Genomic DNA, 22,321 nt, shown 5'->3' with positions numbered 1-22,321 from the left:
TCAAGAAATTTCTAGGTAATACATGAATTATTCAATCAGTCAGTTTGCACAACTAACCGGATTCACCATATACACCCTTAGATACTATGAAAAAGAAGGAATATTGAAATCATCCAGACAAGCAAACAATCATAGGTACTATTCTGAAGATGATATTGAATGGGTTAAGTTTATCACTCGTTTAAAAGAAACTGGCATGCCTTTAAAAAAGATTAAAGAATATGCGGTACTAAGAAATATAGGAACATCAACTTCATTTGAGAGAATGAATTTGCTTACTGAACACTACGCTAATCTTGAAAAGCAAATTTTATCTCTAAATGAACACTTAAGTAACTTAAAGCTTAAAATTCAGCATTATCAAGAACAATTAAAAATGAATACCAATTAACTTACACGGCTAATTCACAAGCACCATATCTTATTGTGAATTATGGTGCTTAATAAATTCCCCTGCTATTTTTTAACCCATTCCGCCAGCTTTTGCTCTTTACGTTGTTGATTTGGGTCAATTTCATCCGCCAGCAATCTCTTTGCATCATCACGCTTTCTTCTGGTATCAGTTAGTATAATGATTAGCTCCATTGGGAGGTACTCAAATCATGGAGTATAGATGTACTACCTAAAGGGGGAAGTTTTCAATAGACGATAGTAAACGTTGGAATAATGGAATTTAGTTGGAATGCTTGATTTACTTGGGATTGGAAGACTTTGGAAGACGTTACTAGAAGTGGAAATGGCGGTGAGGAGAGAGCCATACAAAGAACTTATTTAATTGATACTTAATAGTTATTTAAATTCTAACTTTATAGATACCCCCAAATGTACCCCCTAATATTTTTGTCATGCCTGTTTTGAGGTGATTTTTAATCTCAATGTTAGCCCTACACTTTCCAGTAACATCATTGCATAAATATCATCAATGGCAATTTCATTGCAGATAATGAAACAAAAACCAAAAATAACCCTGCCCGTCTTTTCACGACTCCGTTTCAAACGGAGCAATAGCAACCGAAAAATATTTTTCATCTGATAAGTGTAACTCTTAAAGAGTTCTAGTTGATTTGCGCACCTCAATATGAGGTGTACAAAATAGAATAGGTAAGCTGGTGGATATATTCGAACTGCCCCGATATTTTCGGGGTAGTTGAGCTGGTCATCTTAAAGAGAGTCAGTTAAAGGTAGGTAACTAATTGTGGGTTAGTTTAAATAGGAGAAATAGCCTATTTACCGTGAGCTATAAGGCTGAAATTTCAGAGACTAATAAATACAGAGAAATACGCCATTAGATCAACAAAAAACACCTTATATTGTTGACGTTACGTTGACGTATGTTTTATCTATCAACCATTCCGTAAGCATTGATACAACTGGCTTTATCACATATTTAACTATGGTCAATTCGGACTTATAGAAATTAATTTGTATAAGGGTGATTTTCGATAACGTCAAACATATAGGCAAGCCCACCAGCGTAATGTCAACGATTTCTAAGACTTTAGGTTAACGTAGCGTCAAAATTGATGTGGATAATGTCAAATATAGCGCAGGGTGATTTGCAGAATTATATGAGGGAACTTAACAGCCCTCATTACCAAAATAAGGGCTGTAATTAGGCGTTTATTAATTAGATATAATGATTGATGAAGCGTTCCCCTTCTCAACCACTCCGCCTCTTGTTTTATAATTACCTAATATTTTTACAGTTTTTGACTCTTTCATCGCATCAAATAATAAATCTGTCTCATCCCTATCTATAAAACCAGTATTAACACTTATTGAAAACACATAATCCATACCAGGTATTCTACATGCCACTGACAAGCTATCTGCGTTTCTTTTGATACTTTCTATTTCAACTTCTATAGTATCTTCCTTGTTTTCAAGCTTTTCTGTAGGGTTTCTGATTACATTTTGTATGCCTTGTTGGTCCAGCGAAATATTTGTTAACCCACTGATGGTTATGTTATCTGCATCACTAGCTGATTTTATTATATCCGTATATGCCTTAGCTCCATGGTTTTCTATTCCAACCGACTTTTCCTTCAATTCTGTATTGCTAGTGGCATTAATAGCGTCCAACATCCCATCTTTAAGAAGTTGTAGTCTATCTAATTCAGACTGCCTCTCAGATGCTGACTGTTGAGATTGTATCTGAGCCATATTTTCATCATGAACATTGTTAGCATAATTAGAAATACCCCATCCTCCGCCAATTACAGCGACAGTAAATAAAACACAAAGTGTTTTTTGGTTTGGAGTCATTCCATTCATGACCTTTGCTCCAGCATCTCCTATTGATTTTACAAATTCAGTCAGGCTAGTTAATATTTCAGTACACCCAGCATTAACTAGAAAAGTAAGCTCTAGGTCTTTCTTATCCTGTGAAGATAACCTCTGTAGATTATCGGTGTTGTATCGAATGATAGCAAAGATTTTGTTTAACTCTACCTGAAAATCACTCATACCTTGGGCTAAAGTTGTGTTTACTCCACCATAATACTTTGAATCATCCCCTTCTATCTTCATTTTAAAGGCATCAAGTATGCTAAACTTTAAGTTAGTTATATCCAAGCTAAACTCCGGGTCTGCAATAGCTTGAGTTACATAACTTTCAAATTCTTCAAATGTTGAAATATCAACGAGTTCAGTGTTATTCACTTAGTTTCCTTTATATTATTTGTCATTTTTAATAATTGAATTAAAACAGAAGGCTATGTGACAACGCCTTATGTAATAAAATTTTGAATATATTAACAACGCTGACAACGATCTGTTATCTGTTATTTTAACCAGCATGTTGATATCTAATTATTAACCTAGAACTTTTATTACTGTCCCTGATGTGGTGATCCTGATTGATATTGCATTTCTCATTTCTGGTTTATTCATCTTGATACCATCACAATATAAGCTATTGGTTAAAATAAAATGCTGATAGGACTCTGGAAGATTGGATAATAATTCCAGTTTCTAGGGGTGATCTAAACGTTAATTTATCCATGATGATACGGGATAATCCCGTATGTAGATATAAGCTATTGATTATGCTTAATTCCGTTAAATCGACGGAATCAAAATATAACTAATTGATAACGTTTAATTCTGTCACAAAACCAGATTAACTCTCATTGGTCATCGTTTCAGTGACCAATGGTAATAGGTGGCAACGCATTGTTTTCATTACGAGAGGTCACAGCGACCACTTGAAACATTAGGGTAACATCAGGGTTAACACCTTACCGTAACCTTACCGTTTTCGACTTAATCCTCACCGTAATCTCACCGTTATTTATTGGCTTAATCCTCCCCGTAACCTCCCCGTTTAACCTTGCCGTAATCTTGCCGTTCAATCGCATTACACGGACCGTAATAGGACCGTTATTTTAGCTTTGGTTATTCATGTTCAGAGTAGATAAACTATTGATTTACTCGGTAACGCATATTTGCGTCACGGTAACTCATTGATATTTATTCAGAGGACAAAATTGTCCTGTGGGTATCGCAATGCTTATTTGCATTGTGGTTACTTTTGGTGGTTACCAAAGTGGTTACTTTTATCTCGTGGCCATTATTGGAATATTGCCAGCCAGTGACGAGCCTCCAATTTCAGAGCCTCATGACTCCTTAATATCAAGGAGTCCTATTAAGTCGCCTTAAGTGCCCTTGATTTCAAGGCAACCTATAGCCTGTATACCGTCGCACTTTTTCTTGCATCGCTTAATATTTGACCATTGCGATTATCTTCGCATCACCGTTTTGGTGCTGGCTTCGTCCATTGGTAGGTTGGTGCTGTCATTCTCCGCCAGTGCCTTTCTTTAGCCTGTATTGTCTGGGCTACACCCGTTCTAATTGCTAACCTATCGCGTCCATTGAGTGATTGCCCTTGCTGGTGGGCTAACTCCATCATAACGGCCTCTATTGTTTCACGTTGTAACATGGTTATACCTCAAAAGGTGTTGTGATTATCGCTATACCTTGATTGTGCTGAATTGGAATAATCAAAGCCTATCAATCCACTAGCATAAAACATGCTGTTTTGCTGGCAACCAGAGTGGCAACCGTTAAGATGGCAACCACGCGCACAGGTTAAAATACGCTATCTCATGGCGAACCCAAAGTGACGGTCTTGGATAAATCAATAGGTTATGTTTCATGGTGGCGACCAAGTTAAACCCGTCAAGACTAGTCAAAACTTATTACCCTTATTTTGCTGCGTACCTACTGCGTACCATTTAATTTTTAACGGGGTTTAGAAATTTGTTTGACGTGATGTCAGGTTTTGACAGGTTCTAATGTCAACTTTTGACAATAATAGCGGCAATGTTATCGTCCTGTTCTTTCGTGCTATCAGGAAGCTATGAAAAGAGCCGTTTTAGCTCATCGCTTGCTGGGAAAGTATAACCAGTGCGCTTATGTAGTTGTTTGACTATTTTCTCTGCTGTACCTTCAGGTTTAATTAAAGCTATCTCATCCATAATAGCCTTAATCACCATAGAATCGGCATTTTCGCCCGTAACGCCATATTGCTTAATCATCGTTTTAATCTGTTTAATTCTAACCTTCGTGCTCATAGGTTCGCCTCTCGTCATTATCTGAGTATATTTCCGTTACTGATTCCCTTGTTTTTATGTCGTAAAGCGTATGACCTGAATAGAATAGCTCGCCTGTGTCTTTATTTTTTTCAACCGCCATTAACTTAATAGCTGTAATCCTATCATCAGGCTTAATAACTGATATTTGCTCTCGGATTTGCTTTAACGTATTACGAATTGTCATTTTTAATTTCTTCCATCGCTTCTTTCAGTGCCTCAACTTCACGCTGTAAACTCTCAACCTCAATAATCTTAGAAGCATCAGCAATACCTTTTAAAATCACGGTTCCCACATCTGGCGGCACTAGCCCCTGACTGATAGCCGATACAACGCTCAAAGCTGCGCTTGATAAGTCTGTAGTGTCACAAAGGAATTCGACAGGCTGAATAGTGGATTTTGAAACGGGGTCGCAACGGTCAGCCCATATCTTTAGGCAAGTAGCATCACCGCTTTCAATGCCAGCAAGAATTGATTTAATCGCTTGCGGGGTCATATCCATGAGGTTACGCCTTATTTCTGCGCCTTTGCCCGGTCTACCTGATGGATTGCCAGATTGTCCTTTTTGCCACCTTGTAGGGTGCTTACTCATTTACTTACCTCTTACGATAAGCCATCCAGAAAGTAACTCACCGAACGGCATTAACTTGTTTTTCCATTTGATTGAGTGCGGTATCTACTAAACTTCTGGCGATCGCGTTAATTGTTGGGGCTAGATTCAGTGGTGACTTATCTTTCTCGGCATCCTGAATAGCTCGGATTCTCTCCATCTGCGCCATCGTTAACATTACAGGTTTAAAGTTAGGGTTATAGGCCATAAAGATTACCTCTCATTTAATATTTCAGTATTTGCAATAATTATATTTATTATCCCTATTATAGCAACACAATGAGAAGTAAACGTTTGAGGGTTGTTCTCTCTTTAGATATATCACCGTGGTTTATGTTAGTACCATTTCGGTACGTTATTACCGCGATTCTTTTTGATATCAAAATAACTACACCGTGTTTTTGAGTGGTTAGCTGTACTGGCTAATATTTAGCTACTTTGGCTAAAGGCACTAATTTGTAGTTTTGATATGAGAGCTTCATTTCAAGCCGTCCTCAGTATCAAGGGTAGAATTTCAACTGTCACCCTTTCCGACTATGGTCATAATCACAATCGTTACCTCTCCTCAATTTTGAGGGCACTGTTTCTATTGATAAATACAGGCTCAAAAATGAGCCGATTGATTCTATTGGTAAAATTAGACTGTGCTCAAATTTGAGCTTTGCCATGTATTCAATCAGTTACAAGGCGCAATAATACGCTTTGCTTGTTTTACAGTAAGTTACCCTGACTTTGTTATATTAAGTTATACAATTACTCGTTAAATCCACCAGCAATTTTACATTTCCTAATCTGTATAACATCGTTATACGCTGATATAATAAGCACTCATTGAGTTAATAACGGACTATTATCATGAGTAAATCTAATCTTATTGCCTTTCGTTTACCTGCTGAACTGCAAGCACTGTTTAATGATGCTGTATCGAACTCTGGTAGCGATAAAACAGCGTGGATAGTCTCAGCTATCAAAGAGAAGTTAAACCGCCCAGACAGTAATCCTGATGCTCGTATGCTGTCGCTAGTGGAACGCCTAGAATCGTCTGTGGCGTCTTTAATTGCTGGTAAGGCAGATATCCCACCGTATACTTATAATGAGTCTGCTGTCGTTTCTGTGGTTAATTTGGTGCTATCAGAGGGTATAGATAACGGGCGGATTATCGCAGAACGAATTAACGAGGCTGGTTATCAAACTAAAGGCGGTAAAGCGTGGGACAAGGATATTTACTCAGCGTGGAAGCGCCACAAAGACATCATAAGTAAACTTGATTTTTAATAAACAGCTTAACTTTAGACAATTTTAACTATAGTTATGCCATCGTTATTCATCAAAAATAGGCTTATCTAGATGAAAAATTATAAAGTAGTTGATAAAACTGATAATTTAAAAACTCCGTACTTAAAAATAATTTTATGCCGGAGTGAATTGGTTAAATCTCAAGTTACTCGCTGTAAATGGGCTTGGTTGACCTTAATAGAATTACTCTTCGGGATGTCATTACTCAATTCCATAAAAATAATCTCGACCGTACAATCAGGATATAACCCAAAAAGATTTTCTATAGAAAAGCATTTATCCATTTACATACCAAGCTCAAGACTTACTAGGTGTTTTAAAGGTAGCATTCTTGAGCTTCTATATTATAAATACCACATGTCATATCTCTTATTAAAAAGTGCGGAGCCGCCATATATATCAGATGAGGAAAGAGTTATTTATTGTTCAAGAACCAGATTCTTCGTAGACAAAGATTATATAACAGGCATTTTTGAGCTACAAAAAAAATATGATTTTTTGTGGTTAGTGATAAATGTAACCACCACTACCGCAGCATATTGCGTCACGCCTGAAAATATGTGGATCTTTACATCTTTAGCAATTGAAGGGATAAGACGTTTTTTTTATGCACAGTAATCCCCTACCGCTCACTAATATTTAAAACTTTAGGATTGAGATGCGAGGTTTAATTAGGTGGAGTTAACCGAAATACGTTAGCAAATGTTAGCATCCAAACGTTTACAATTGTTAACGCATGCCTTATCAAACCTTATCATTTACCCTAAGAAACCTTAAGATTTCATCTGAATTAACGTTAGGATTTTGGCATTAGATAAACGTTAAGAATTGTTAAGATTTAATGTCTATATTTGTCGCTATTAAACCTGATTTAATGGGCTTCCTACGATGTCCGAAAATTAGCTGCTAACGTGTCCGATAATTCCGTCTAACGTGTGTAAAAACTCCCACTATGCGATGTATAAAAACTATCTAACTGTCTTTGCTAACGTGCCCGAAAAGTCATATTTTGCCCTCGCGCGCGTACTGCTCACGAAAGCACAAAAATAAAGGGCAGAAACCTGCCCTTATTGCTTATAGTGACCCATGAGCTTTACTATTAGCGGTTGTATACCGTGTTACCGTATCTCTTGTAATGCCACCTATAGTAAAGTTCTGACACCATAACTCTAAGAATTTTTGCCCGTCCTGAGCTGTAAACTCTCTTTGATTTGTAATTTCCATTGGTGGCCCTGAATTATTGATAATTACCGTAAGCCCACCACCAACGCCAGCCCCTTGCATATCTTTATTCGATATTGCTCGCTCATTATTCTTGTGGTTCAGATACTGCTTACCTGTAGGCGCTTTGGGTATCACTGGTGCGCCTGTTATTTCGTCATAACTGAACACCCTCCCGTTATTACCGGGTATGCCGATGAGCTTGTTTCCTATTTGCATCAATTCTGGCAGGTTCTTCTCACCAAGTTCATAGGCTGAACCACCTTTTACGGGCCCACCGTTATATCTCGCACCGGCTAACCCGATAGAAAGAGCTTGACCAGATAGCATTGATGCTTGGAAAGCGCCTAACCCTGTCGCTGAAGCGGCCCCACCCGTGGCAATTGAAGCGGCTATTGCTGCTGGCGTCCATGCTGCTAATGCTGCTGCTCCACCAGCTTTGGCTGCTAAGGCATTGGCAACTTGAGAGGCCTTACCAATAGTCTGCTCTATGATGAAGTTTTTCAGCATCTCAACGCCAACCTGCACGATTGAGTTAACGACACTGTTTAGAATCGTATTACCCAGCGAGCGCATAGCATCAGCCGCTGACATAGTACCCGTCATTAACCCAGTGATAACGTTTGAAGCATTTCCAGCCAGAGAATCAACCGCTGAAGCTAACATTTCATAGCCTAGGTTCTGCTGTCTCATTAGCTCCCATTGTGCCGCTAATTGCTGCTGTTGATATTGTTTATCCATTGCTGTGATTAACAGGTGATATTGCATATCGGTTGCAGATTTAGCCGCTGTGTACTGCTCGTGGGTCATTTGCTGCTTAGCGTATGAATCATCCAGTAGCTTCTGTTCCTGATCGTAATACTCTTTCATCATTGCAAGCTTACGGGTGTTTTCATTATCCAATGCTTGGATAGGGTCGAATTTAGCGCGGTTTTCACCAATATCTGTGATGATATTATTTGAGGTTGTTTCTATGCGAATATCAGACATGCCCTGCTCAAATGCCTGAGTTGCTTCACGGCCTAATTGCGTAAACGTTTCTTTATCGATGAATCCCTCATCAAACATGCGGCGAATAGTTTTAGCTTCCTCTCCGAACTCACGAGCCAGCTTTAATTCTGGTGTGGCTTCTTGCGCTTGGATGAAGTCATTGACCTTTTGAGTAAGGTCATATATTTCTGCTGCTTCTTTTTCAGTGGCTTCTTTTTGCTTATCTGTAGCCTTAGCGCCTAGCTTCTGGACGGCTTCAAACATAGCCATATCTCTATTAGCATCAGCTACACCAGTGCTAAGTAATTCAAACCTTTTATTAAGTGCGGCGACTTCATTTTGTTGGCGTTTAAGCTCGTCTCCTGCCTTATCTTTTTTGCCGCCACTGCCTTTTTTCTTTCCGTTAGATATTTGCGTTTGAAGTTCATGCTGCTTTCTTAATCCACTAATTAAGCGATCAAGCATACCATCATCGCTAACGCCAGCCTTAGCCATTTGGACAGTAGCCAAATACTCTATAGCAGCGTCTTTGCCTTCTTCCATCTCTATCTTTAAGGCTTGGACGTTTTCCTCAATGCCTTGAAGCATTAATTCAAAGCTGTCAGCCCTTCCAGCTTCTAATGTTTGCTTTAAATTGGAAATTTGAGTTTCAGCTTCTTCTGAGCTAATTCCAGCCGCAGATAAACTTAGTTCAAGTGCGGAAACTTCCATTTCCATCTTGGCCAGCGCAGGAGAGCCTAGCTCTATAGTTTTGGCTAGCATTTTGTTGGATTCAATAGCACCTTTAGCAGCATCGTTAAAGATGTTCATCGCATCTACGCGTTCATCTTTAAGTCCTTTCCTATCTGCTTCAACTTTATTTAGTTGTTTTCGTTGGGCTTCTTGCTCTCTTATTCTTCTTGTTCCCTCAACAATAACAAGATTGTATTCCCCTAACTGTTTAGTAGCCAACTTGATAGATTGTAATACATCCGAGTTCTTATTGGGGATGGCATTCATCCTTTCTAGGGCACCTTCTAGCTTTTTGACTTCATTAACGCTTTTTACTAATTCCTCTTTTGTTTTAGCTATCCTAACGCCTAGCTCCCTCGATACCACCTCCGCCTGCTTAGATGTCAGAGAGTCAATCTTAGTGATCATCTCATCGATTTTAGCGTTGTACTCTTTTATTGCTGTGTCATCAGTCATTGCCTCATAGAGAGCATAAACTCCTGCGGCTGCCAAAAGAAATAAACCAGTAGGCCCGCCAAGCAAAGCCATTACACCACGCAAGCCATTCATCGCTATAGCTTGTGCTTTGGTTGCCGCTGTCGCTTTTGCGCTAGCTGTAGCAACTGCTTCATTGGCGGTTGCCAGTGTCGCCTTAGCTTTCTGTTCAAGCGCTGTAGCGGCTGTTACTTTTGCGCTTGCCGCTATTTCTGCTTCTTTAGCTTTTTTCAGGGCCTGTGATGCGGAAACTTGCTCTTTGTCTATCTGATTACCGATGGCTTGTATTTTCTTTTCGGTAGCCATCATTTTATTTCTAGCGACAACAACATCTTGAAAATTTTCATCTTTTGGCGCTATTTTATATGTTTCTTTAGCGTCCCTTAATATCTGCCTTTGGACTTTTACCTGCTGCTCTAGCTCTACTCGCTGTTTTTCTAACGATATCGTCAAGCTATCTGCTGCTGCCACTTTATCTTTAGCGAGTTCAATTGCTGATTGTGCGGCTGCTTTTTCTTCTTTGGCATTTAACACCATTTGCGCCGCTGATGCTTGATAGGTCTCAGCTTGTTTCTTGTTGGCTTCAGCGTTCGCTAATTCCGCCTGTGTCGCTTCTAAGGCTGCTTTAGTATGATTGATTAGTGATGCCGTAGCGCTACCTACATTACCAATATATCCAGCGCTTAATTGGCTTGATACGGTGCTAAGTACACCTGTAAATCTATTATGTGACTGCATGGCCTTATCTGTTGCGATGGAGTTAGCCCCCATCTTCCCTGATAATTGAGCCATATCTCTGGATAGCCTATTTAGCTCGGGCATTTTTAATGAGTTAGATACTGCCATTGCTGCTTTATCTAATCGGGCAATCCCCTTACTGGCCCCATCAAACCCTTTCTCAAGCTTGGTTAGTTCTTTTTCTACAGCCTTTCCACCTCCGACTAACCCCTCAATATTCATGTCTACATCATAATGAATACCACCTACACTTTGACTGTCAGCCATATCATCACCTATTAATTACAATTCGTTTTATTGGATAAAATATTTCGCGCTTTTAATGCTTTCGCATTTAAAAAATTAATCACGTCATAAGCACGCTCTGTTAGTGAGTAAGGCTTTGTTGAAAGGTTAATTAGTGGTGACAGTAAATTAAACGCCTTACCTTCAACGTCAATTTGCTCTCCATCCGTTTTAACGATATACACCGCATTATCAAATAGCCCTGCCGCCAGCAATTCAGGGATCACCTCGCCTGTAATGCCGTTATAAGTCACTAATGTTGTTCCCGTTTCCGCTTTTAGCCCATCAACATAAATCTGAGCTATGGTACTTGCTAACTGCTGTAACTTTTCCATTAGAACCCCTCACGCTGTAAGGCATCACTTAATAGACCTTGAATTAATTGACCAATAGGCGCTCGTTGAATGAAAACATCTTTTTCACCCTGTTTTTCTTTAAATTTTTTAACACGGTCTACTATGTCGCTTTCAATTGACACTGCCTTGAAGGTTCTTTTTTGCTTATCCATGATTATTTATCCACCCTGTTGTTATATACACCACAATTATAATTCAGAGTGAAAAATAAACAATAATATATTGCTATAAAAAGATATAAATATAGAAATATTTTCTACTTAATTTGATTTAATTGAAATTTAAGACAACAAAAAACCGACTCAAGGTCGGCTTTCATTTCTAAGTTTTAAATAGTCATTTTTTGGGGATTGTATACTCTGTTAGTATAAATACGGCGTCATTTTTACCATCTACCATATACAAGTTTACGGCATATCCATCTTTATTAAACTTGGTGGCAAATTCAGCACAGCCAGCTTTTTGTAAGCACCCAAACAAATTAGAGGCATCATCCAATCTTTTTATATTTTGTATTGGGCTACCATAAACCGCAGTCAAATTGGTGATTGCCCGTTCATATTCATTAAGCGCCTGCTCTTCGCTGGTATTCATGATTTCAAGCGTATTTGTATAAAGTATTTCAACTAACTTTGATTCTTTGTTAAACATTAGCACGGCCTGTCCGCGGGCGTGGTCTGGCATTTCTTCAACATTACAAACAGCCCCCTCATAGCATATTATCCCATCTAAGTTTAACTTTTGGATATCCTCCACCGATTGCCCCCACTTAAATCCGTAGGGTGCTGGTGGACTGTTATCACATCCCGATAGAAACAAAGCCAATAGAGCCGTTATCATGATTTTTTTCATTTAGTGATCCCTTTAGTTGATAAGGCCAATTATACATAACCGCCTCGGCTTATGCGTTGGCGGTGTTCAACTAATAACTATCTGTAACGCCTAATCAGAGCCTTTCTAGCAATTTTGATTTGTTCTGGCGTACCTGTAATAACCATGCGCCTAAAAATAAATCCTGAAGTTTTGACATTAACGTCAGCGATACGCCTGACGGCTTGCATGGCATATTTAATTTTATCAAGCTCAAAGATTGTATAAGCCAATTCAATTACATCTTGATTACCATTGCTTCTGTAAATAATTTTCATAAGGCTCCTGTATCATTTCTTTAGCCACTCTATCAGTTTTTGCTCTGCTATGCTTTGTTGTTCTGGCGTAACCTCTCCGTTAGGTTGTCCGTGCATATCAAACCGATTGCCGCCCAGAGTAAGCGCTTTCAAATATGCCTTGCGGCTGATGTATGACCGTAATCCCTGTTTAATGTGGCTCTCTGGGATATCCAGCCCTTTATCTTTAACATCAGCAATCATGGCTTCCTTGATGCCAATCATTAGCGGCTTGGCTTCTGGCTCACTAAATAGCGTCCAATGCTTCGCTATACGGTCGATACGGTGTTGCTTCTTCTTCGCGTGAACATCTGCCTTGTTTTTCTTCTTCGGTTGCTGTGGGGCTTCCTGTGTCGTTTTACGCTTTAGCATTAATGTTGCTCTCTGATCCATGATTACAGCCTCTCTGATATTGTCGATTCTAAGCGTTCTAGTTCAGTGGCTACACTTCGCAGCTCTCGAATAAGCAAAAAAGCGATTGCCTCCTCGCTGCTGAGGCCTTCGGCTTTCAAGCCAGCCAGTGAAGTAATGTAATTTTGTTTCGCTATTTCCGATTGATTTGTCATTTTTTATGCTCTTAATTATTTTTCGTTGCAAGGTGTGAAAAGTTTTATGCGCTAACTGTTCATGTGTTCATAAAAAGTTATTTTCCATATATAACAATCAATTAAATATGAACACTTCAATGAACACCTATGAAGACTTATGTAGAGTCTACATATCAACAATGAACACTCATGAACACTTAATGAATACTTTAATATCAAGTGTTCATAAATTACCTATTGATATCTATACCTATTTTTCATTTATGAACACTATGAACAGTTTTACTTAAAACTTTACTTTTACGTTATTTTGTCGGTACTCGTGGTAGCCAGTCCTCGGCTTCCAGTTCGTTTAATTCGAGGTTTGTTCTGACTCCCTGAGTAAAGCGATCTTTAATGTATTTTTTTCCTAACTCTTTGAGCGCACCGTCGATAGAACGCCCAAAGGTTGTGAGTGTTAATGGGTTCCTGTTGCCGTTCCCTTGCATATAGGCCATATAAGCATGATAAAGGTACTTTCTCGGTGCGGGTGGTGAGATATTCGCGTTACCCATAAACATGCCTTCAACCCTTTCGAGTGCGACAAGATAGGCGCAAAAATCAATTAATGAGTCAGTTTCACGTTTCACATCAACCGCCTCACCAGAGCCTCTTTGTTCAATCAGTAATTTATTGGCTGTATCAGGGTTTGGAAACTCGCGCAGCAAGTCACGGATAATGACAGGAATTTCTGCCTGTATCTTTTCTGGCAGGTTCTTATCTTTTTTATCCTCGCTCACCGTTTCATTGAAATGAAAAATAACGCGCCTACGACCAACGCCATTACTACGCTCAGTAAATTGCATGGGTCTATTGCCCGTCATGAATACAACGGATTTCATCACCATAGAAAATTGCTTTTCGTATTTGGGGTCAATACCAACTGGATCACCGCCCGTAATCGCCTTTAACCCTGCACCATCACCAACATATTTAGGTTGGTCAGGGAGTAAAATCAGTTTTTTACCCACAAATTGCGCTCTGCCTCTCGCATCGTCCAAGGCCTTTAAATCACCGCTTGATGTGTTGTGTTTCCCTGCTAACAACTCAGCGATATGTGCGAATACGCTTTTACCACTACCGCCTACGCCTGTTGCCTCGATAAACAATTGCCAGTCATGACGATTAGCAAACACCATATACAATCCAGCCTTGATACGTCTTGCTTTTCCCTCATCTCCCCCCGATACATGAGATAACCATGCGGTAAAGTTTGGCGCGTTATCTTTCAGATTTTCACTTGCTGCGGGTTCGGTATAGGTGATCCCATTTTGATGTAATAACCAATCGTTAGCGTTGTGAGGTCTAAATTCATGGGTTTTCGTGTTCAATACGCCATTAGTGAAACCGATTAAATCAATGTCAGACTCGCCCATGGGTTCAGCAATGACTTTCAATACATCAATGACACCAGTGATCCGCCTCATACTAAAGTGGGTTTCATTCTCAATAAAAAAGTCAGCCATTTCGCGGGAAAGCTCACTATCTTTAATTGCCTCCCACATCACCCCGCTATAGGTGTATACCGTCAATGACTCTGTGTTAACGGCTAATTGTCCGTATCGCTCAATCAGCAACATAGCCAATTGATTCGGGGCTAATTTGGCAATATCGGTATCAGTATCAATACCGCGCTTTTTCTTTTTAGCCTTAGTGGTATTAATGATGACTGTGTTTGCTTCCTGCATGGCGTTAATCCCCTCATTAAATGCCTGTATTGCTGCCTCAATGCCGTGTGATAGGCGGTAATCATCCCAATCAGCTTTATCCTCGGTAGGCGGTAAAACCGTAATACCATTGACTGCCTTAGCTGCCTTTTCTGCCGCCAGCTTTCCTATGTTTGATTGGTCGGGCTTAATGTCGTTATCACCCGCAATGATAATCTTGCTCTCTGGGTACTGAGTCCGCATCACCTTAGCCACATGAATTAAGTTACCCGCATCAATTGCCGCTACTGTGTGCGCTTCTGGCTGGATTAACTGGCACGTCATGGCGGTTGCTAATCCCTCGGCGATAATCACCGTAGAAACGTTTACAGGCTCATTAATGGGGTAATAGCTGCCATTCTTCGTACTATCGAGTAATAGCCGTTTATCGCCATTGGGTTTAATGGTCTGTGCGGCTGTAATTGTGCCGTCAGTGTCTATCAATGGAATAATTAGCGAACCATCAGACAATAGAGTCACGGTGGTACTATCAAACCCTTTCGCCTTGAGATACTCAGACTCGCCCTGTTTAGCTTTGGCAATAGTGCGGTTGTATCGCGCTGTAAAACGTTTATGCTTCTCTATCTGCTCGTTAGCTTGGCTCTGGGCTTGCTGCGCTTTCAATGCGTCCTGTTGCGCTTTTACCTCATGGCTACGGTAGGCTGGTGGATTATCTGAAAGGGTATCAATTCCAATCATGCCAGCCACTTCATACGCGGCTTCTGTCACGCTACCACCCAGAACACGCTGAACTAAGTCCAACCCATCACCCGAGCCGCACTGACTACAAATAAATGTGCCGTTGCCGTCTTTGTCGTCAAATCTAAAACGGTCTTTACCGCCACAGTGAGGGCAAGCCGTGTGCGTGTTTAGGGGCACTTCTGCCCCGAGGTTAGATAATATGTTTTGCCATTGGCCGTTAGCTTTCAGCTTTACATCACGGATAACATCAATCGGCTTCATTCTCTGCGCCTCCAGCTGGTTCAGCCATTTCATGAGACACACTTAAAACAGATTGATATAACGCCTCGCCTTCCAGAGTAAGACGCCCACAATCTACCGCTTTAGTTAATGCTTCTAATGCGGCCGTTTCGTATTCCTCAAACTGGTCTATTAGCGGCTCAATAAAACAAACCTCAGTTAAGAAACAAAGGTACTCAATCGGTGAAATTTGTTGTTTGTTAGTACGGCCTTGGCATGTTTCCGTGTAGGTGTAACATTCCTCAAAGTCATTCGGGCGGCTTTTAAATACAGCAAAGGCAAAGGCTTTCAGCGCATCATCAAGCGAGTTCGCTTTGGTTTTAAATGGGATAATGTTACTCATTGAAATGCTCCTTTGTTCGCCAGTAAATGGGTTAAATTATTAATCATGCTCCCCCCCTATCAGTGAAACACTGGCATAGTGCCAACTTCACTAGAACGAGCGATTTTCATAAGGCCATCATGCAAGATAGTTAGCCCCTTTCGCCCTTTTTCAGAGAGGCGATTTCCCACTTCTGGCTGCATATTGATAAAGTCCATGTAAGCCCTGATAACTAACTGCCGCCCCATTTCCTGCCCGTATTGCTCACAAACAAAGTCCTCCATATGCGTAGTTAACAACGCACGTTCGCCCGATGGATAAACCGATATCCCCGAACCGTTATCGCTGTAATACAGCGTGGCAATATCTTTGCCGCCTCGCTCATTGTCGAGTTCAATAACGCCATGTTGATCTCTTAACTCTTGAACAAATGACGCAGCCACTACCCAACGGCATAGAATCAACGTTTGCTCTAATGTTGGATTAAATAAGCGTTCTCGTTCACCTTTTGAGAGTGCCAATACAAGCTCAAACCCCATGAGCAAGTCAGTGTCAAAATCACCAGCATCAAGGGATTTAAGCGCATCGTCGTAACTAATCACCTCATTAAGCTGACCATTCTCACGATAAACAACCAATACACCTGTGGCACCATAGCCAAAACTGGCAACGTTACGTTTGATAAATAAGCTCATTATTTTCCCTCTGCCGCTTCGTTCATTTCATCCCTAATCGAATAAACAACAATCAATACTGCCCAGATCATGTTTCTGGTTTCGTCGCATTCCTCTGCGTCCAGCCACGTGGAAAGCAAGGTGATTAGCATTAATACTTTTGATTGGTGCGGCTCCAGTAACCTTTCCACTTCGCGTTTTTGTTCCTGCTTCATTACTTCACCTCACGCACATAGTTAATTCGGATATCGGTTAAACCGTCACGTTGCGCTTCTCGCATCACTTGCGATTGTGCGTCTTTCTGGGTGGTAGATATCACCTGCTTACAAATACCTAGCGTTAACCCTTTAGGTGTTGTGCCATATCCTGCGATTTGAAACGTTCTCATGAGCGATAATCCCCCATATCCTGAATGTGTAGCTGTGAGGCTTGCTCAATGGCAATTACCATTGGTTTAAGTGCTTTTTTCTCCTTACGACGTAGGTTCATGGCATAACTACCGCGCCTACCGTGACCTTGATAAGAGTCAGCTTCTAAACGGCTAATCAAGTTCTGAGCCTCACCAATTGGCATGGCTTCAAGTTCCGCCAGCGTGGGTATTTGAATGTGTTTAATTTCTGGGAATTCAGAGAGTCGGAAATAACTGTTAACCATTGAACGCTGAACCTGCCACGACAAATCATCAGTAAATGGCTTGGCAACCATCAAATAACCTGACTCAGTGATAAGCATTAGCTCTTTTGCTTTTCCGCCTATTTCCAGTTCGGGCAACTCGGTACGTATTACGTACTTAGTGAGCAAAAAGTAATCTACCCCATCAATGAAGTGCTTTTTATGCGTGTTGAATGTGCGCTTTGCTGTACCTTTCGGGCGTTGGTGTACCTCGTCAATCATGGCAAAGGTCACTACTCGCTTACCTTGATACATGAATGGGCTTAAGCTGGTGGCATTGATAGTGACCTGTCTCATTTCATCACCTCCGCTAACCGAGTAATTTCTTTCCCTTGAGCATGTACAAGGCGATTAACAGCTCTCAGTAGAAAATGTGTATCTGTATCAGCCTCATTCTCTACAGCCGTTAAGAGTGGGATTAACAACGCTTGGAGTTCCTCGTTGATATGCTCGACTTCTTCCAAGGTAGATAAGTGACCAACCTTTAATTTGATTGTTTTCATTTGGTCGCCTCCTCGAGGGATTCACATATTTCTGCGTTGAAGTCATACGCAATAGAAACGAGGTCGATTAACTCACGCGAACAATCGCTACTCACTTGCTCCAAGATAACGGCAAGCAATGAATTGTTTTGCTGTGCCTTATATGCGGCTCTGTCTAATGGAATAGGCTTGCTCATGAGTTCGCCTCCAGTACCACAATTTCCTCTTGAAGAAATGCGCAGACGTCACCGGATAACTTCGCCATAAGAGAAGCTAAAGTAGATATTTCACTGCCTTGTAACTGGTGCGGGTGCGATTCAATGAGTAGATTAATTAACTCAACCTGATGAGCTTTTTCAGCCGCTTGGTGAATAGTGATATCTGCGCTCATACTTCCCCCTCTAATTTTGCGTCTACGGCTTCTGCGTCACTAATACGGTTAATAGCTTCCAACCAGTAATAGAGTTCTTGTTTTTTTGGATCATCAATCTGAGGGAATACCTCACAAAGAATATGAGCCATACCTTTTCGAACCCTAAGCAAACGGTCACGGCTACGTTCTTCTGAGTGTAAAGGGGTGTTATTGCCTAACATGTCCGCTATTTCAGCTTGAATACGCTGATAGTTATCAGGATATAAACGACTCATAATTAAGCCCTCCCTGCATAGGTGTATTCGTTGCTGAACTGGCTTAATGGAACAATGACAGGACTATCAAAGCCGTCTCGCTGAAAGGTCACACGGTTGAATTGAACCGACAGAACTTTGACGGTTTCGCCATTATTTTTGTGGGTGTAAAAATCATTAGGTTGAGGGTTACGCATGAGCCACCCCCTGAACAGGTGAGCGACCAGCGAATATCAGCATGTAATCACGTACAAGCATCAGTCTTGCACTGTTCTCGTTCGGTGCTGTAACAGCAATACGGCAAGGTTTAGCGGTGTAATCGCTACGGTTTAACGCGAGGAATAACCATCTGTACGATTGGTTAGGGGTGAGACTAGTCCGCCCTGTGACGGGTGTGTTATGCTTACTCATAGTTACCTCGATAATTAGACTATCGTTGGTGATTAGATGCCCCGTTAGTGTTAGCGCACAGCGGGGCATTGCTTTTTTAGTAAGTAACCATTGCGTTATGGTATCGCGGTAGTTACCATACTCATAATCATTATAACCGTGGTAGTTACCAATGCAAGAGAAAAAAGAGAAAAAGGCGTTTGACCGTTCAGGTAGCACAATGAAACATATTCGCTTTGAAGATGATCTATTAGAGCAAATCAATACTGCCTCTGCAGATACTTCATTTAGCGCATGGGTTAAGACAGCCTGTCGTAACGAGCTGGAAAGATTAGGTGTTAAGCCTAAAAACTGATATTTGCCATACCAGAGAAGTAAGCTAATATTAATATTCTCACTTGCTCGGTATTTAATATCGACGTTTCCAAGGGTAGCCGATTGGCTGCCCTTTTTTATGGACTGTAAAAACTCAATTACTTTGCCTTTTATGGACTCGCAAAACTCAATTTTCCCATTTTTTGAGATGAACGAATTCAAATAGCGGGATTTCCCGACTTTAGAAAGGTGAGAAAAATCACCTTTAGCAAATGGTGTAAATTCTCCACGTTTTGAGTGACTCAAATTTGAGTAGCGCAAAATACCAGCGGATTTATAACCTGAGAAATATTCCCCTGATTGATTTCCCGTAAATTTGGGTGATTGATTGGCGTAAATTTTCGCTGATACATCGGCTAAAGTTTTAGCTGATTGCTGAGCCAAAATATTAGCTGAGCACTGAGCCAAAATATTGACCGAGTAACCAGACGAATGTTTGTCTGATTGATTGCCAGTAATACCGTAGTTTAAAGCTATGGTAATCGGCTGATTAGTGTAAGTTGAACTTACGTTATTACCTGCCAGTAGGGAATCATTCACTTGGTAGGCAATATTCCCCAACTCTGGGGATAATTGATTAATATTTGAACTTTGATACACCGCTTTGGGTGTACCAAACATTTGTAAGTTAATAGCCGTCATTAGTGGATTTCTCCATCAAGAAAATCAGGCTGGTACTTTTCCCATAGTTCGCGTTCTTCACGCTGTAAATCAGCTTTCTTTTGTTTGCAGGATTGCAAATCACGCCCATGTTGTGAGGATGTAATTTGGTATTGTTGCTGACGCTTGGTAAAGTCATTTAACGCTGAGAATGGCACACCATACGCGCCAGTTTTACGGATAGATGGGATAACGTCACGGAATACCCAATTAGTGAAGCGGTGCGCGAATGTGCCTTTAGTGGTTGCCTTACGGCTACGGGCTATCAGTTTATAAAATCCAGACTCAGAAATAATATTCAACTTCTGATTACCGCCAAGGGTGTAAATTAAACTTACATCCTTTTCGTCCTCATCTAGAGCCAGCAAAGCAGCCCTTGAGTTAGTTAATTGTAGAGCATCACAAACATCTTTAGCTACGAACCAAGGATTGTTATTAATTTTAACTATCCGTACCTCTATTCCCTCAAATCGAATAACGGAAATATCATCTGAATTAATATTTAAAATAGGCTCGTCGCTGAATTTAGGGTGAGCGAATCCACCAGCATTTAAGCTGTTATTTTTTAGTTTCATTTTCTTATTCCGTTATTTTGTCGGGTAGAGACTTAAAATGTTATTTGCGTGGGCTTTATCCAGTGTTTGGTAATTACCTTGTTCAGCGCGTTCATTAATTAAATTGATAACCTTCTGCGCATCCTGAGCCGTCTTAAAGCGGTAACGGTAGTGTGACCCGATACCATCAGGATTAGGCTCATCAATGCGTTCTAGTTCGATATTTAATAAACGTTCCAATTCATTTGGATAATTACGACCTGACGATAAGCGACAATGAATTAATATTTCATTCTCTGTAAATCCATTAATGCCTGTACCTAACATATATAAACGGGCACGGTGTTTTTTTGGTGGATTCTTTGATAGAATAGATACTGTCGCGTTATCCTGAGAAGCCACCTGTAGCGGGTGGTTTTTCTTTTCCATTATGCCACCTCGCCAGTACGTGATTCAGCAATCTTATTTGCTACCCACTCATCGACTTCTGACTCAACAAAAGCAATAGAACGAGTACCGATTTTTACTGATTTAGGGAATTGACCTGCTTCAATGAGGCGATAAATCCACGCCTTACCATAGCCAGTACGACGCATAACTTCAGGTAAGCGAATGAGGTTTTCTTTTAAGATTGTTACTGTTGGCATAATGCCCCCTGTTATCTAGTTAATGATACGCCTTAGTAGACGTTCGTAGATCTCAGGGGTATTTTGCTTTCTACTATTAATCTATAGTAGACATAAGTAAAAAAATGATTTACCGCATAATTATTTACTATTAATTTTCGGCGAGTTTCAGTATGTCTGAAAATCGCATACTTTGAAGGTGTTCATTTTTCTTGGTAAAAAATAAAAACTCCCTTAGTAAATCTTCATGAAGTATTTTTTCAACAAATGGTCTTATGGTATCTTTTATTTGTACGCCACTCATAATTTCACTATCTGATTCCGTTAATGGAAAGAGCACTCTTGCTAAAATTTCATTGCTTATTTTTTTGTTGTTGGCCATTTCCCAAACTAGTAAATCTATAAAAGGGATAATCTTATATGTGATTAATTTCTTTAGGGTAGAAAGACCTATTCTATTATTGGCTCTATCTGGCTCTTCTATTCCTGCCTCTGCTCGCCAATACTTAATTAACTCTTTAAATTCCGTGACCAATTCATCATCCGAATATTCCTCCAGATTACACTTGATAACTATTTCACCACCAAAAGATTCATTCAGATAGTCAACATTAACAATTGGAGAGAAAATACTAGTACTCTGGACCTCTACTATGCCTTTACTTTTTTCTACTATGTATTCTTGTCTAGTGAGAGCCTTATAGTAAGATATTAAATCTCCGACATTAAAAGATGTGCAGGCAACACCATCTGTATACTCGCAATGCTCATTTTCCTCAAAAAAATTCCTGCCAATAATAGGATATCCATTGCTTGTAATAGTTATATCTTTTGGCACTTCTTCAACTGGGGATTCATTCGTTTTGTAATCACCATCACCAATAGCGTGAAGATATGCAGCAGTTGACCATACATGACCTTTCTTTAGTCCCTCAATAAAACTTAATCTTGACTCATGCATATCTCTAGTGGTCATCATTTTTTCATTATCATCGCCCGGATACAATAAAAAGCCTCTAAATTGCACATCATCTATAAGCTCACTCACTGTCATGTCTAATAATTCTTCGTACCGTGATACATCGAACCATGAGAGTATATCTTGTCCTTTAGCTCTAGCCATACCGCCACCTCACGCCCTCATTCTGTAGGAGCTATGCCAGCTAGTAGAGGTGTACTAGTTTTCGGGGATCAGCCTAGGCAT

At 40.3% G+C, this 22,321-nt stretch carries 32 protein-coding genes; 3 read left to right on the top strand and 29 right to left on the bottom strand.

The window, feature by feature from the left end:
• Window positions 1-22 precede the first annotated feature (22 nt).
• Window positions 23-391: a MerR family transcriptional regulator gene (locus PSF28_RS01680; RefSeq protein ID WP_210835311.1), complete on the top strand. Its 369-nt coding sequence runs from the start codon at window positions 23-25 to the stop codon at window positions 389-391.
• 65 nt (window positions 392-456) lie between these two features.
• Here PSF28_RS01680 and PSF28_RS01675 read toward each other — a convergent pair whose 3' ends face one another.
• The 7 genes from PSF28_RS01675 to PSF28_RS01645 form a co-directional block, all read right to left on the bottom strand.
• Window positions 457-585 carry a hypothetical protein gene (locus tag PSF28_RS01675; RefSeq protein ID WP_272684539.1) on the bottom strand — a complete coding sequence of 43 codons (129 nt, stop codon included), beginning with the start codon at window positions 583-585 and terminating at the stop codon, window positions 457-459.
• A 1,038-nt stretch (window positions 586-1,623) separates the two neighbouring features.
• A complete protein-coding gene (locus tag PSF28_RS01670) occupies window positions 1,624-2,661 on the bottom strand; it encodes a hypothetical protein (RefSeq protein ID WP_272564493.1) in 1,038 nt (345 codons plus the stop codon).
• A gap of 1,090 nt (window positions 2,662-3,751) precedes the next feature.
• Complete coding sequence (locus PSF28_RS01665) at window positions 3,752-3,940, bottom strand: hypothetical protein (RefSeq protein WP_272684538.1); 189 nt, start codon at window positions 3,938-3,940, stop codon at window positions 3,752-3,754.
• 418 nt (window positions 3,941-4,358) lie between these two features.
• Window positions 4,359-4,574, bottom strand: a complete 216-nt coding sequence (locus PSF28_RS01660) for a hypothetical protein (protein ID WP_004266226.1) — start codon at window positions 4,572-4,574, stop codon at window positions 4,359-4,361.
• Window positions 4,558-4,779: a hypothetical protein gene (locus PSF28_RS01655; protein WP_004266227.1), complete on the bottom strand. Its 222-nt coding sequence runs from the start codon at window positions 4,777-4,779 to the stop codon at window positions 4,558-4,560. Before PSF28_RS01655 ends, PSF28_RS01660 begins: the two co-directional genes overlap by 17 nt.
• The gene (locus PSF28_RS01650; RefSeq protein ID WP_004266228.1) at window positions 4,766-5,185 is read right to left on the bottom strand and encodes a DUF5681 domain-containing protein; all 420 of its coding nucleotides are present in this window, start codon (window positions 5,183-5,185) and stop codon (window positions 4,766-4,768) included. The genes PSF28_RS01655 and PSF28_RS01650 overlap by 14 nt, the downstream gene beginning before the upstream one ends.
• Before the next feature lie 37 nt (window positions 5,186-5,222).
• On the bottom strand, window positions 5,223-5,411 hold the full coding sequence (locus tag PSF28_RS01645; RefSeq protein WP_004266229.1) for a hypothetical protein: 189 nt from the start codon (window positions 5,409-5,411) through the stop codon (window positions 5,223-5,225).
• Window positions 5,412-6,058: 647 nt separating this feature from the next.
• Between PSF28_RS01645 and PSF28_RS01640 the strand changes: the two genes are divergently transcribed.
• Window positions 6,059-6,478 (top strand): hypothetical protein, encoded by a 420-nt coding sequence (locus tag PSF28_RS01640; protein ID WP_272684537.1) that lies wholly within the window; start codon window positions 6,059-6,061, stop codon window positions 6,476-6,478.
• 72 nt (window positions 6,479-6,550) lie between these two features.
• Entirely contained in the window at window positions 6,551-7,117 is a 567-nt protein-coding gene (locus PSF28_RS01635; RefSeq protein ID WP_187128951.1) for a hypothetical protein, read from the top strand.
• Between the two features lie 456 nt (window positions 7,118-7,573).
• Here the strand turns inward: PSF28_RS01635 and PSF28_RS01630 are convergent, their stop codons facing one another.
• The 22 genes from PSF28_RS01630 to PSF28_RS01520 form a co-directional block, all read right to left on the bottom strand.
• Complete coding sequence (locus PSF28_RS01630) at window positions 7,574-10,921, bottom strand: hypothetical protein (protein WP_272684536.1); 3,348 nt, start codon at window positions 10,919-10,921, stop codon at window positions 7,574-7,576.
• 11 nt (window positions 10,922-10,932) lie between these two features.
• The gene (locus tag PSF28_RS01625; RefSeq protein ID WP_240105954.1) at window positions 10,933-11,274 is read right to left on the bottom strand and encodes a hypothetical protein; all 342 of its coding nucleotides are present in this window, start codon (window positions 11,272-11,274) and stop codon (window positions 10,933-10,935) included.
• Window positions 11,274-11,447 carry a 3-hydroxybutyryl-CoA dehydrogenase gene (locus tag PSF28_RS01620; RefSeq protein WP_080641485.1) on the bottom strand — a complete coding sequence of 58 codons (174 nt, stop codon included), beginning with the start codon at window positions 11,445-11,447 and terminating at the stop codon, window positions 11,274-11,276. Before PSF28_RS01620 ends, PSF28_RS01625 begins: the two co-directional genes overlap by 1 nt.
• 184 nt (window positions 11,448-11,631) lie before the next feature.
• On the bottom strand, window positions 11,632-12,147 hold the full coding sequence (locus PSF28_RS01615; RefSeq protein ID WP_105880961.1) for a hypothetical protein: 516 nt from the start codon (window positions 12,145-12,147) through the stop codon (window positions 11,632-11,634).
• A gap of 77 nt (window positions 12,148-12,224) precedes the next feature.
• On the bottom strand, window positions 12,225-12,443 hold the full coding sequence (locus PSF28_RS01610; RefSeq protein ID WP_272684535.1) for a tryptophan synthase subunit alpha: 219 nt from the start codon (window positions 12,441-12,443) through the stop codon (window positions 12,225-12,227).
• 12 nt (window positions 12,444-12,455) lie between these two features.
• Window positions 12,456-12,854, bottom strand: coding sequence for a ProQ/FINO family protein (locus PSF28_RS01605; RefSeq protein WP_272684534.1), 399 nt, complete (start codon window positions 12,852-12,854; stop codon window positions 12,456-12,458).
• Window positions 12,855-13,314: 460 nt separating this feature from the next.
• Window positions 13,315-15,717 carry a primase-helicase zinc-binding domain-containing protein gene (locus tag PSF28_RS01600; RefSeq protein ID WP_272684533.1) on the bottom strand — a complete coding sequence of 801 codons (2,403 nt, stop codon included), beginning with the start codon at window positions 15,715-15,717 and terminating at the stop codon, window positions 13,315-13,317.
• The gene (locus PSF28_RS01595; RefSeq protein ID WP_004265397.1) at window positions 15,704-16,078 is read right to left on the bottom strand and encodes a hypothetical protein; all 375 of its coding nucleotides are present in this window, start codon (window positions 16,076-16,078) and stop codon (window positions 15,704-15,706) included. Before PSF28_RS01595 ends, PSF28_RS01600 begins: the two co-directional genes overlap by 14 nt.
• 59 nt (window positions 16,079-16,137) lie before the next feature.
• Complete coding sequence (locus tag PSF28_RS01590) at window positions 16,138-16,752, bottom strand: hypothetical protein (RefSeq protein ID WP_210783428.1); 615 nt, start codon at window positions 16,750-16,752, stop codon at window positions 16,138-16,140.
• Window positions 16,752-16,946 carry a hypothetical protein gene (locus tag PSF28_RS01585; RefSeq protein ID WP_004265067.1) on the bottom strand — a complete coding sequence of 65 codons (195 nt, stop codon included), beginning with the start codon at window positions 16,944-16,946 and terminating at the stop codon, window positions 16,752-16,754. The genes PSF28_RS01590 and PSF28_RS01585 overlap by 1 nt, the downstream gene beginning before the upstream one ends.
• Complete coding sequence (locus PSF28_RS01580; protein WP_004265069.1) at window positions 16,946-17,119, bottom strand: hypothetical protein; 174 nt, start codon at window positions 17,117-17,119, stop codon at window positions 16,946-16,948. The genes PSF28_RS01585 and PSF28_RS01580 overlap by 1 nt, the downstream gene beginning before the upstream one ends.
• A complete protein-coding gene (locus PSF28_RS01575) occupies window positions 17,116-17,700 on the bottom strand; it encodes an ORF6N domain-containing protein (protein WP_137019073.1) in 585 nt (194 codons plus the stop codon). The genes PSF28_RS01580 and PSF28_RS01575 overlap by 4 nt, the downstream gene beginning before the upstream one ends.
• A complete protein-coding gene (locus PSF28_RS01570; RefSeq protein ID WP_004906529.1) occupies window positions 17,697-17,906 on the bottom strand; it encodes a hypothetical protein in 210 nt (69 codons plus the stop codon). Before PSF28_RS01570 ends, PSF28_RS01575 begins: the two co-directional genes overlap by 4 nt.
• Window positions 17,903-18,082 carry a hypothetical protein gene (locus PSF28_RS01565; protein ID WP_004255431.1) on the bottom strand — a complete coding sequence of 60 codons (180 nt, stop codon included), beginning with the start codon at window positions 18,080-18,082 and terminating at the stop codon, window positions 17,903-17,905. Before PSF28_RS01565 ends, PSF28_RS01570 begins: the two co-directional genes overlap by 4 nt.
• On the bottom strand, window positions 18,079-18,276 hold the full coding sequence (locus tag PSF28_RS01560; RefSeq protein WP_137019079.1) for a hypothetical protein: 198 nt from the start codon (window positions 18,274-18,276) through the stop codon (window positions 18,079-18,081). The genes PSF28_RS01565 and PSF28_RS01560 overlap by 4 nt, the downstream gene beginning before the upstream one ends.
• Complete coding sequence (locus PSF28_RS01555; protein ID WP_004255438.1) at window positions 18,273-18,533, bottom strand: hypothetical protein; 261 nt, start codon at window positions 18,531-18,533, stop codon at window positions 18,273-18,275. Before PSF28_RS01555 ends, PSF28_RS01560 begins: the two co-directional genes overlap by 4 nt.
• Before the next feature lie 2 nt (window positions 18,534-18,535).
• On the bottom strand, window positions 18,536-18,709 hold the full coding sequence (locus tag PSF28_RS01550; protein ID WP_004265088.1) for a DUF4222 domain-containing protein: 174 nt from the start codon (window positions 18,707-18,709) through the stop codon (window positions 18,536-18,538).
• Window positions 18,702-19,919, bottom strand: a complete 1,218-nt coding sequence (locus PSF28_RS23620; protein WP_442958796.1) for a host cell division inhibitor Icd-like protein — start codon at window positions 19,917-19,919, stop codon at window positions 18,702-18,704. Before PSF28_RS23620 ends, PSF28_RS01550 begins: the two co-directional genes overlap by 8 nt.
• Window positions 19,919-20,512: a BRO-N domain-containing protein gene (locus PSF28_RS01535; protein WP_272684531.1), complete on the bottom strand. Its 594-nt coding sequence runs from the start codon at window positions 20,510-20,512 to the stop codon at window positions 19,919-19,921. The genes PSF28_RS23620 and PSF28_RS01535 overlap by 1 nt, the downstream gene beginning before the upstream one ends.
• A gap of 12 nt (window positions 20,513-20,524) precedes the next feature.
• On the bottom strand, window positions 20,525-20,920 hold the full coding sequence (locus PSF28_RS01530) for a hypothetical protein (protein WP_210855023.1): 396 nt from the start codon (window positions 20,918-20,920) through the stop codon (window positions 20,525-20,527).
• Entirely contained in the window at window positions 20,920-21,138 is a 219-nt protein-coding gene (locus PSF28_RS01525; protein ID WP_210855021.1) for a helix-turn-helix transcriptional regulator, read from the bottom strand. The genes PSF28_RS01530 and PSF28_RS01525 overlap by 1 nt, the downstream gene beginning before the upstream one ends.
• A 130-nt stretch (window positions 21,139-21,268) precedes the next feature.
• A complete protein-coding gene (locus tag PSF28_RS01520) occupies window positions 21,269-22,240 on the bottom strand; it encodes a DUF6387 family protein (protein ID WP_210855019.1) in 972 nt (323 codons plus the stop codon).
• Window positions 22,241-22,321: the final 81 nt, after the last annotated feature.

Source organism: Providencia sp. PROV130, assembly GCF_028482225.1.
Lineage (GTDB): Bacteria > Pseudomonadota > Gammaproteobacteria > Enterobacterales > Enterobacteriaceae > Providencia > Providencia rettgeri.
Note: the sequence above shows the minus strand (reverse complement) of the source record. Positions and strands in the feature narration are given on the sequence as shown.

Excerpts from the sequence above, each read along its gene's own strand:
- PSF28_RS01680 (WP_210835311.1), top strand. The coding sequence starts at position 23 with ATGAATTATTCAATCAGTCAGTTTGCACAACTAACCGGATTCACCATA.
- PSF28_RS01675 (WP_272684539.1), bottom strand. The coding sequence starts at position 585 with ATGGAGCTAATCATTATACTAACTGATACCAGAAGAAAGCGTGATGAT.
- PSF28_RS01665 (WP_272684538.1), bottom strand. The coding sequence starts at position 3,940 with ATGTTACAACGTGAAACAATAGAGGCCGTTATGATGGAGTTAGCCCAC.
- PSF28_RS01660 (WP_004266226.1), bottom strand. The coding sequence starts at position 4,574 with ATGAGCACGAAGGTTAGAATTAAACAGATTAAAACGATGATTAAGCAA.
- PSF28_RS01655 (WP_004266227.1), bottom strand. The coding sequence starts at position 4,779 with ATGACAATTCGTAATACGTTAAAGCAAATCCGAGAGCAAATATCAGTT.
- PSF28_RS01650 (WP_004266228.1), bottom strand. The coding sequence starts at position 5,185 with ATGAGTAAGCACCCTACAAGGTGGCAAAAAGGACAATCTGGCAATCCA.
- PSF28_RS01645 (WP_004266229.1), bottom strand. The coding sequence starts at position 5,411 with ATGGCCTATAACCCTAACTTTAAACCTGTAATGTTAACGATGGCGCAG.
- PSF28_RS01640 (WP_272684537.1), top strand. The coding sequence starts at position 6,059 with ATGAGTAAATCTAATCTTATTGCCTTTCGTTTACCTGCTGAACTGCAA.
- PSF28_RS01635 (WP_187128951.1), top strand. The coding sequence starts at position 6,551 with ATGAAAAATTATAAAGTAGTTGATAAAACTGATAATTTAAAAACTCCG.
- PSF28_RS01630 (WP_272684536.1), bottom strand. The coding sequence starts at position 10,921 with ATGGCTGACAGTCAAAGTGTAGGTGGTATTCATTATGATGTAGACATG.
- PSF28_RS01625 (WP_240105954.1), bottom strand. The coding sequence starts at position 11,274 with ATGGAAAAGTTACAGCAGTTAGCAAGTACCATAGCTCAGATTTATGTT.
- PSF28_RS01620 (WP_080641485.1), bottom strand. The coding sequence starts at position 11,447 with ATGGATAAGCAAAAAAGAACCTTCAAGGCAGTGTCAATTGAAAGCGAC.
- PSF28_RS01615 (WP_105880961.1), bottom strand. The coding sequence starts at position 12,147 with ATGAAAAAAATCATGATAACGGCTCTATTGGCTTTGTTTCTATCGGGA.
- PSF28_RS01610 (WP_272684535.1), bottom strand. The coding sequence starts at position 12,443 with ATGAAAATTATTTACAGAAGCAATGGTAATCAAGATGTAATTGAATTG.
- PSF28_RS01605 (WP_272684534.1), bottom strand. The coding sequence starts at position 12,854 with ATGGATCAGAGAGCAACATTAATGCTAAAGCGTAAAACGACACAGGAA.
- PSF28_RS01600 (WP_272684533.1), bottom strand. The coding sequence starts at position 15,717 with ATGAAGCCGATTGATGTTATCCGTGATGTAAAGCTGAAAGCTAACGGC.
- PSF28_RS01595 (WP_004265397.1), bottom strand. The coding sequence starts at position 16,078 with ATGAGTAACATTATCCCATTTAAAACCAAAGCGAACTCGCTTGATGAT.
- PSF28_RS01590 (WP_210783428.1), bottom strand. The coding sequence starts at position 16,752 with ATGAGCTTATTTATCAAACGTAACGTTGCCAGTTTTGGCTATGGTGCC.
- PSF28_RS01585 (WP_004265067.1), bottom strand. The coding sequence starts at position 16,946 with ATGAAGCAGGAACAAAAACGCGAAGTGGAAAGGTTACTGGAGCCGCAC.
- PSF28_RS01580 (WP_004265069.1), bottom strand. The coding sequence starts at position 17,119 with ATGAGAACGTTTCAAATCGCAGGATATGGCACAACACCTAAAGGGTTA.
- PSF28_RS01575 (WP_137019073.1), bottom strand. The coding sequence starts at position 17,700 with ATGAGACAGGTCACTATCAATGCCACCAGCTTAAGCCCATTCATGTAT.
- PSF28_RS01570 (WP_004906529.1), bottom strand. The coding sequence starts at position 17,906 with ATGAAAACAATCAAATTAAAGGTTGGTCACTTATCTACCTTGGAAGAA.
- PSF28_RS01565 (WP_004255431.1), bottom strand. The coding sequence starts at position 18,082 with ATGAGCAAGCCTATTCCATTAGACAGAGCCGCATATAAGGCACAGCAA.
- PSF28_RS01560 (WP_137019079.1), bottom strand. The coding sequence starts at position 18,276 with ATGAGCGCAGATATCACTATTCACCAAGCGGCTGAAAAAGCTCATCAG.
- PSF28_RS01555 (WP_004255438.1), bottom strand. The coding sequence starts at position 18,533 with ATGAGTCGTTTATATCCTGATAACTATCAGCGTATTCAAGCTGAAATA.
- PSF28_RS01550 (WP_004265088.1), bottom strand. The coding sequence starts at position 18,709 with ATGCGTAACCCTCAACCTAATGATTTTTACACCCACAAAAATAATGGC.
- PSF28_RS23620 (WP_442958796.1), bottom strand. The coding sequence starts at position 19,919 with ATGACGGCTATTAACTTACAAATGTTTGGTACACCCAAAGCGGTGTAT.
- PSF28_RS01535 (WP_272684531.1), bottom strand. The coding sequence starts at position 20,512 with ATGAAACTAAAAAATAACAGCTTAAATGCTGGTGGATTCGCTCACCCT.
- PSF28_RS01530 (WP_210855023.1), bottom strand. The coding sequence starts at position 20,920 with ATGGAAAAGAAAAACCACCCGCTACAGGTGGCTTCTCAGGATAACGCG.
- PSF28_RS01525 (WP_210855021.1), bottom strand. The coding sequence starts at position 21,138 with ATGCCAACAGTAACAATCTTAAAAGAAAACCTCATTCGCTTACCTGAA.
- PSF28_RS01520 (WP_210855019.1), bottom strand. The coding sequence starts at position 22,240 with ATGGCTAGAGCTAAAGGACAAGATATACTCTCATGGTTCGATGTATCA.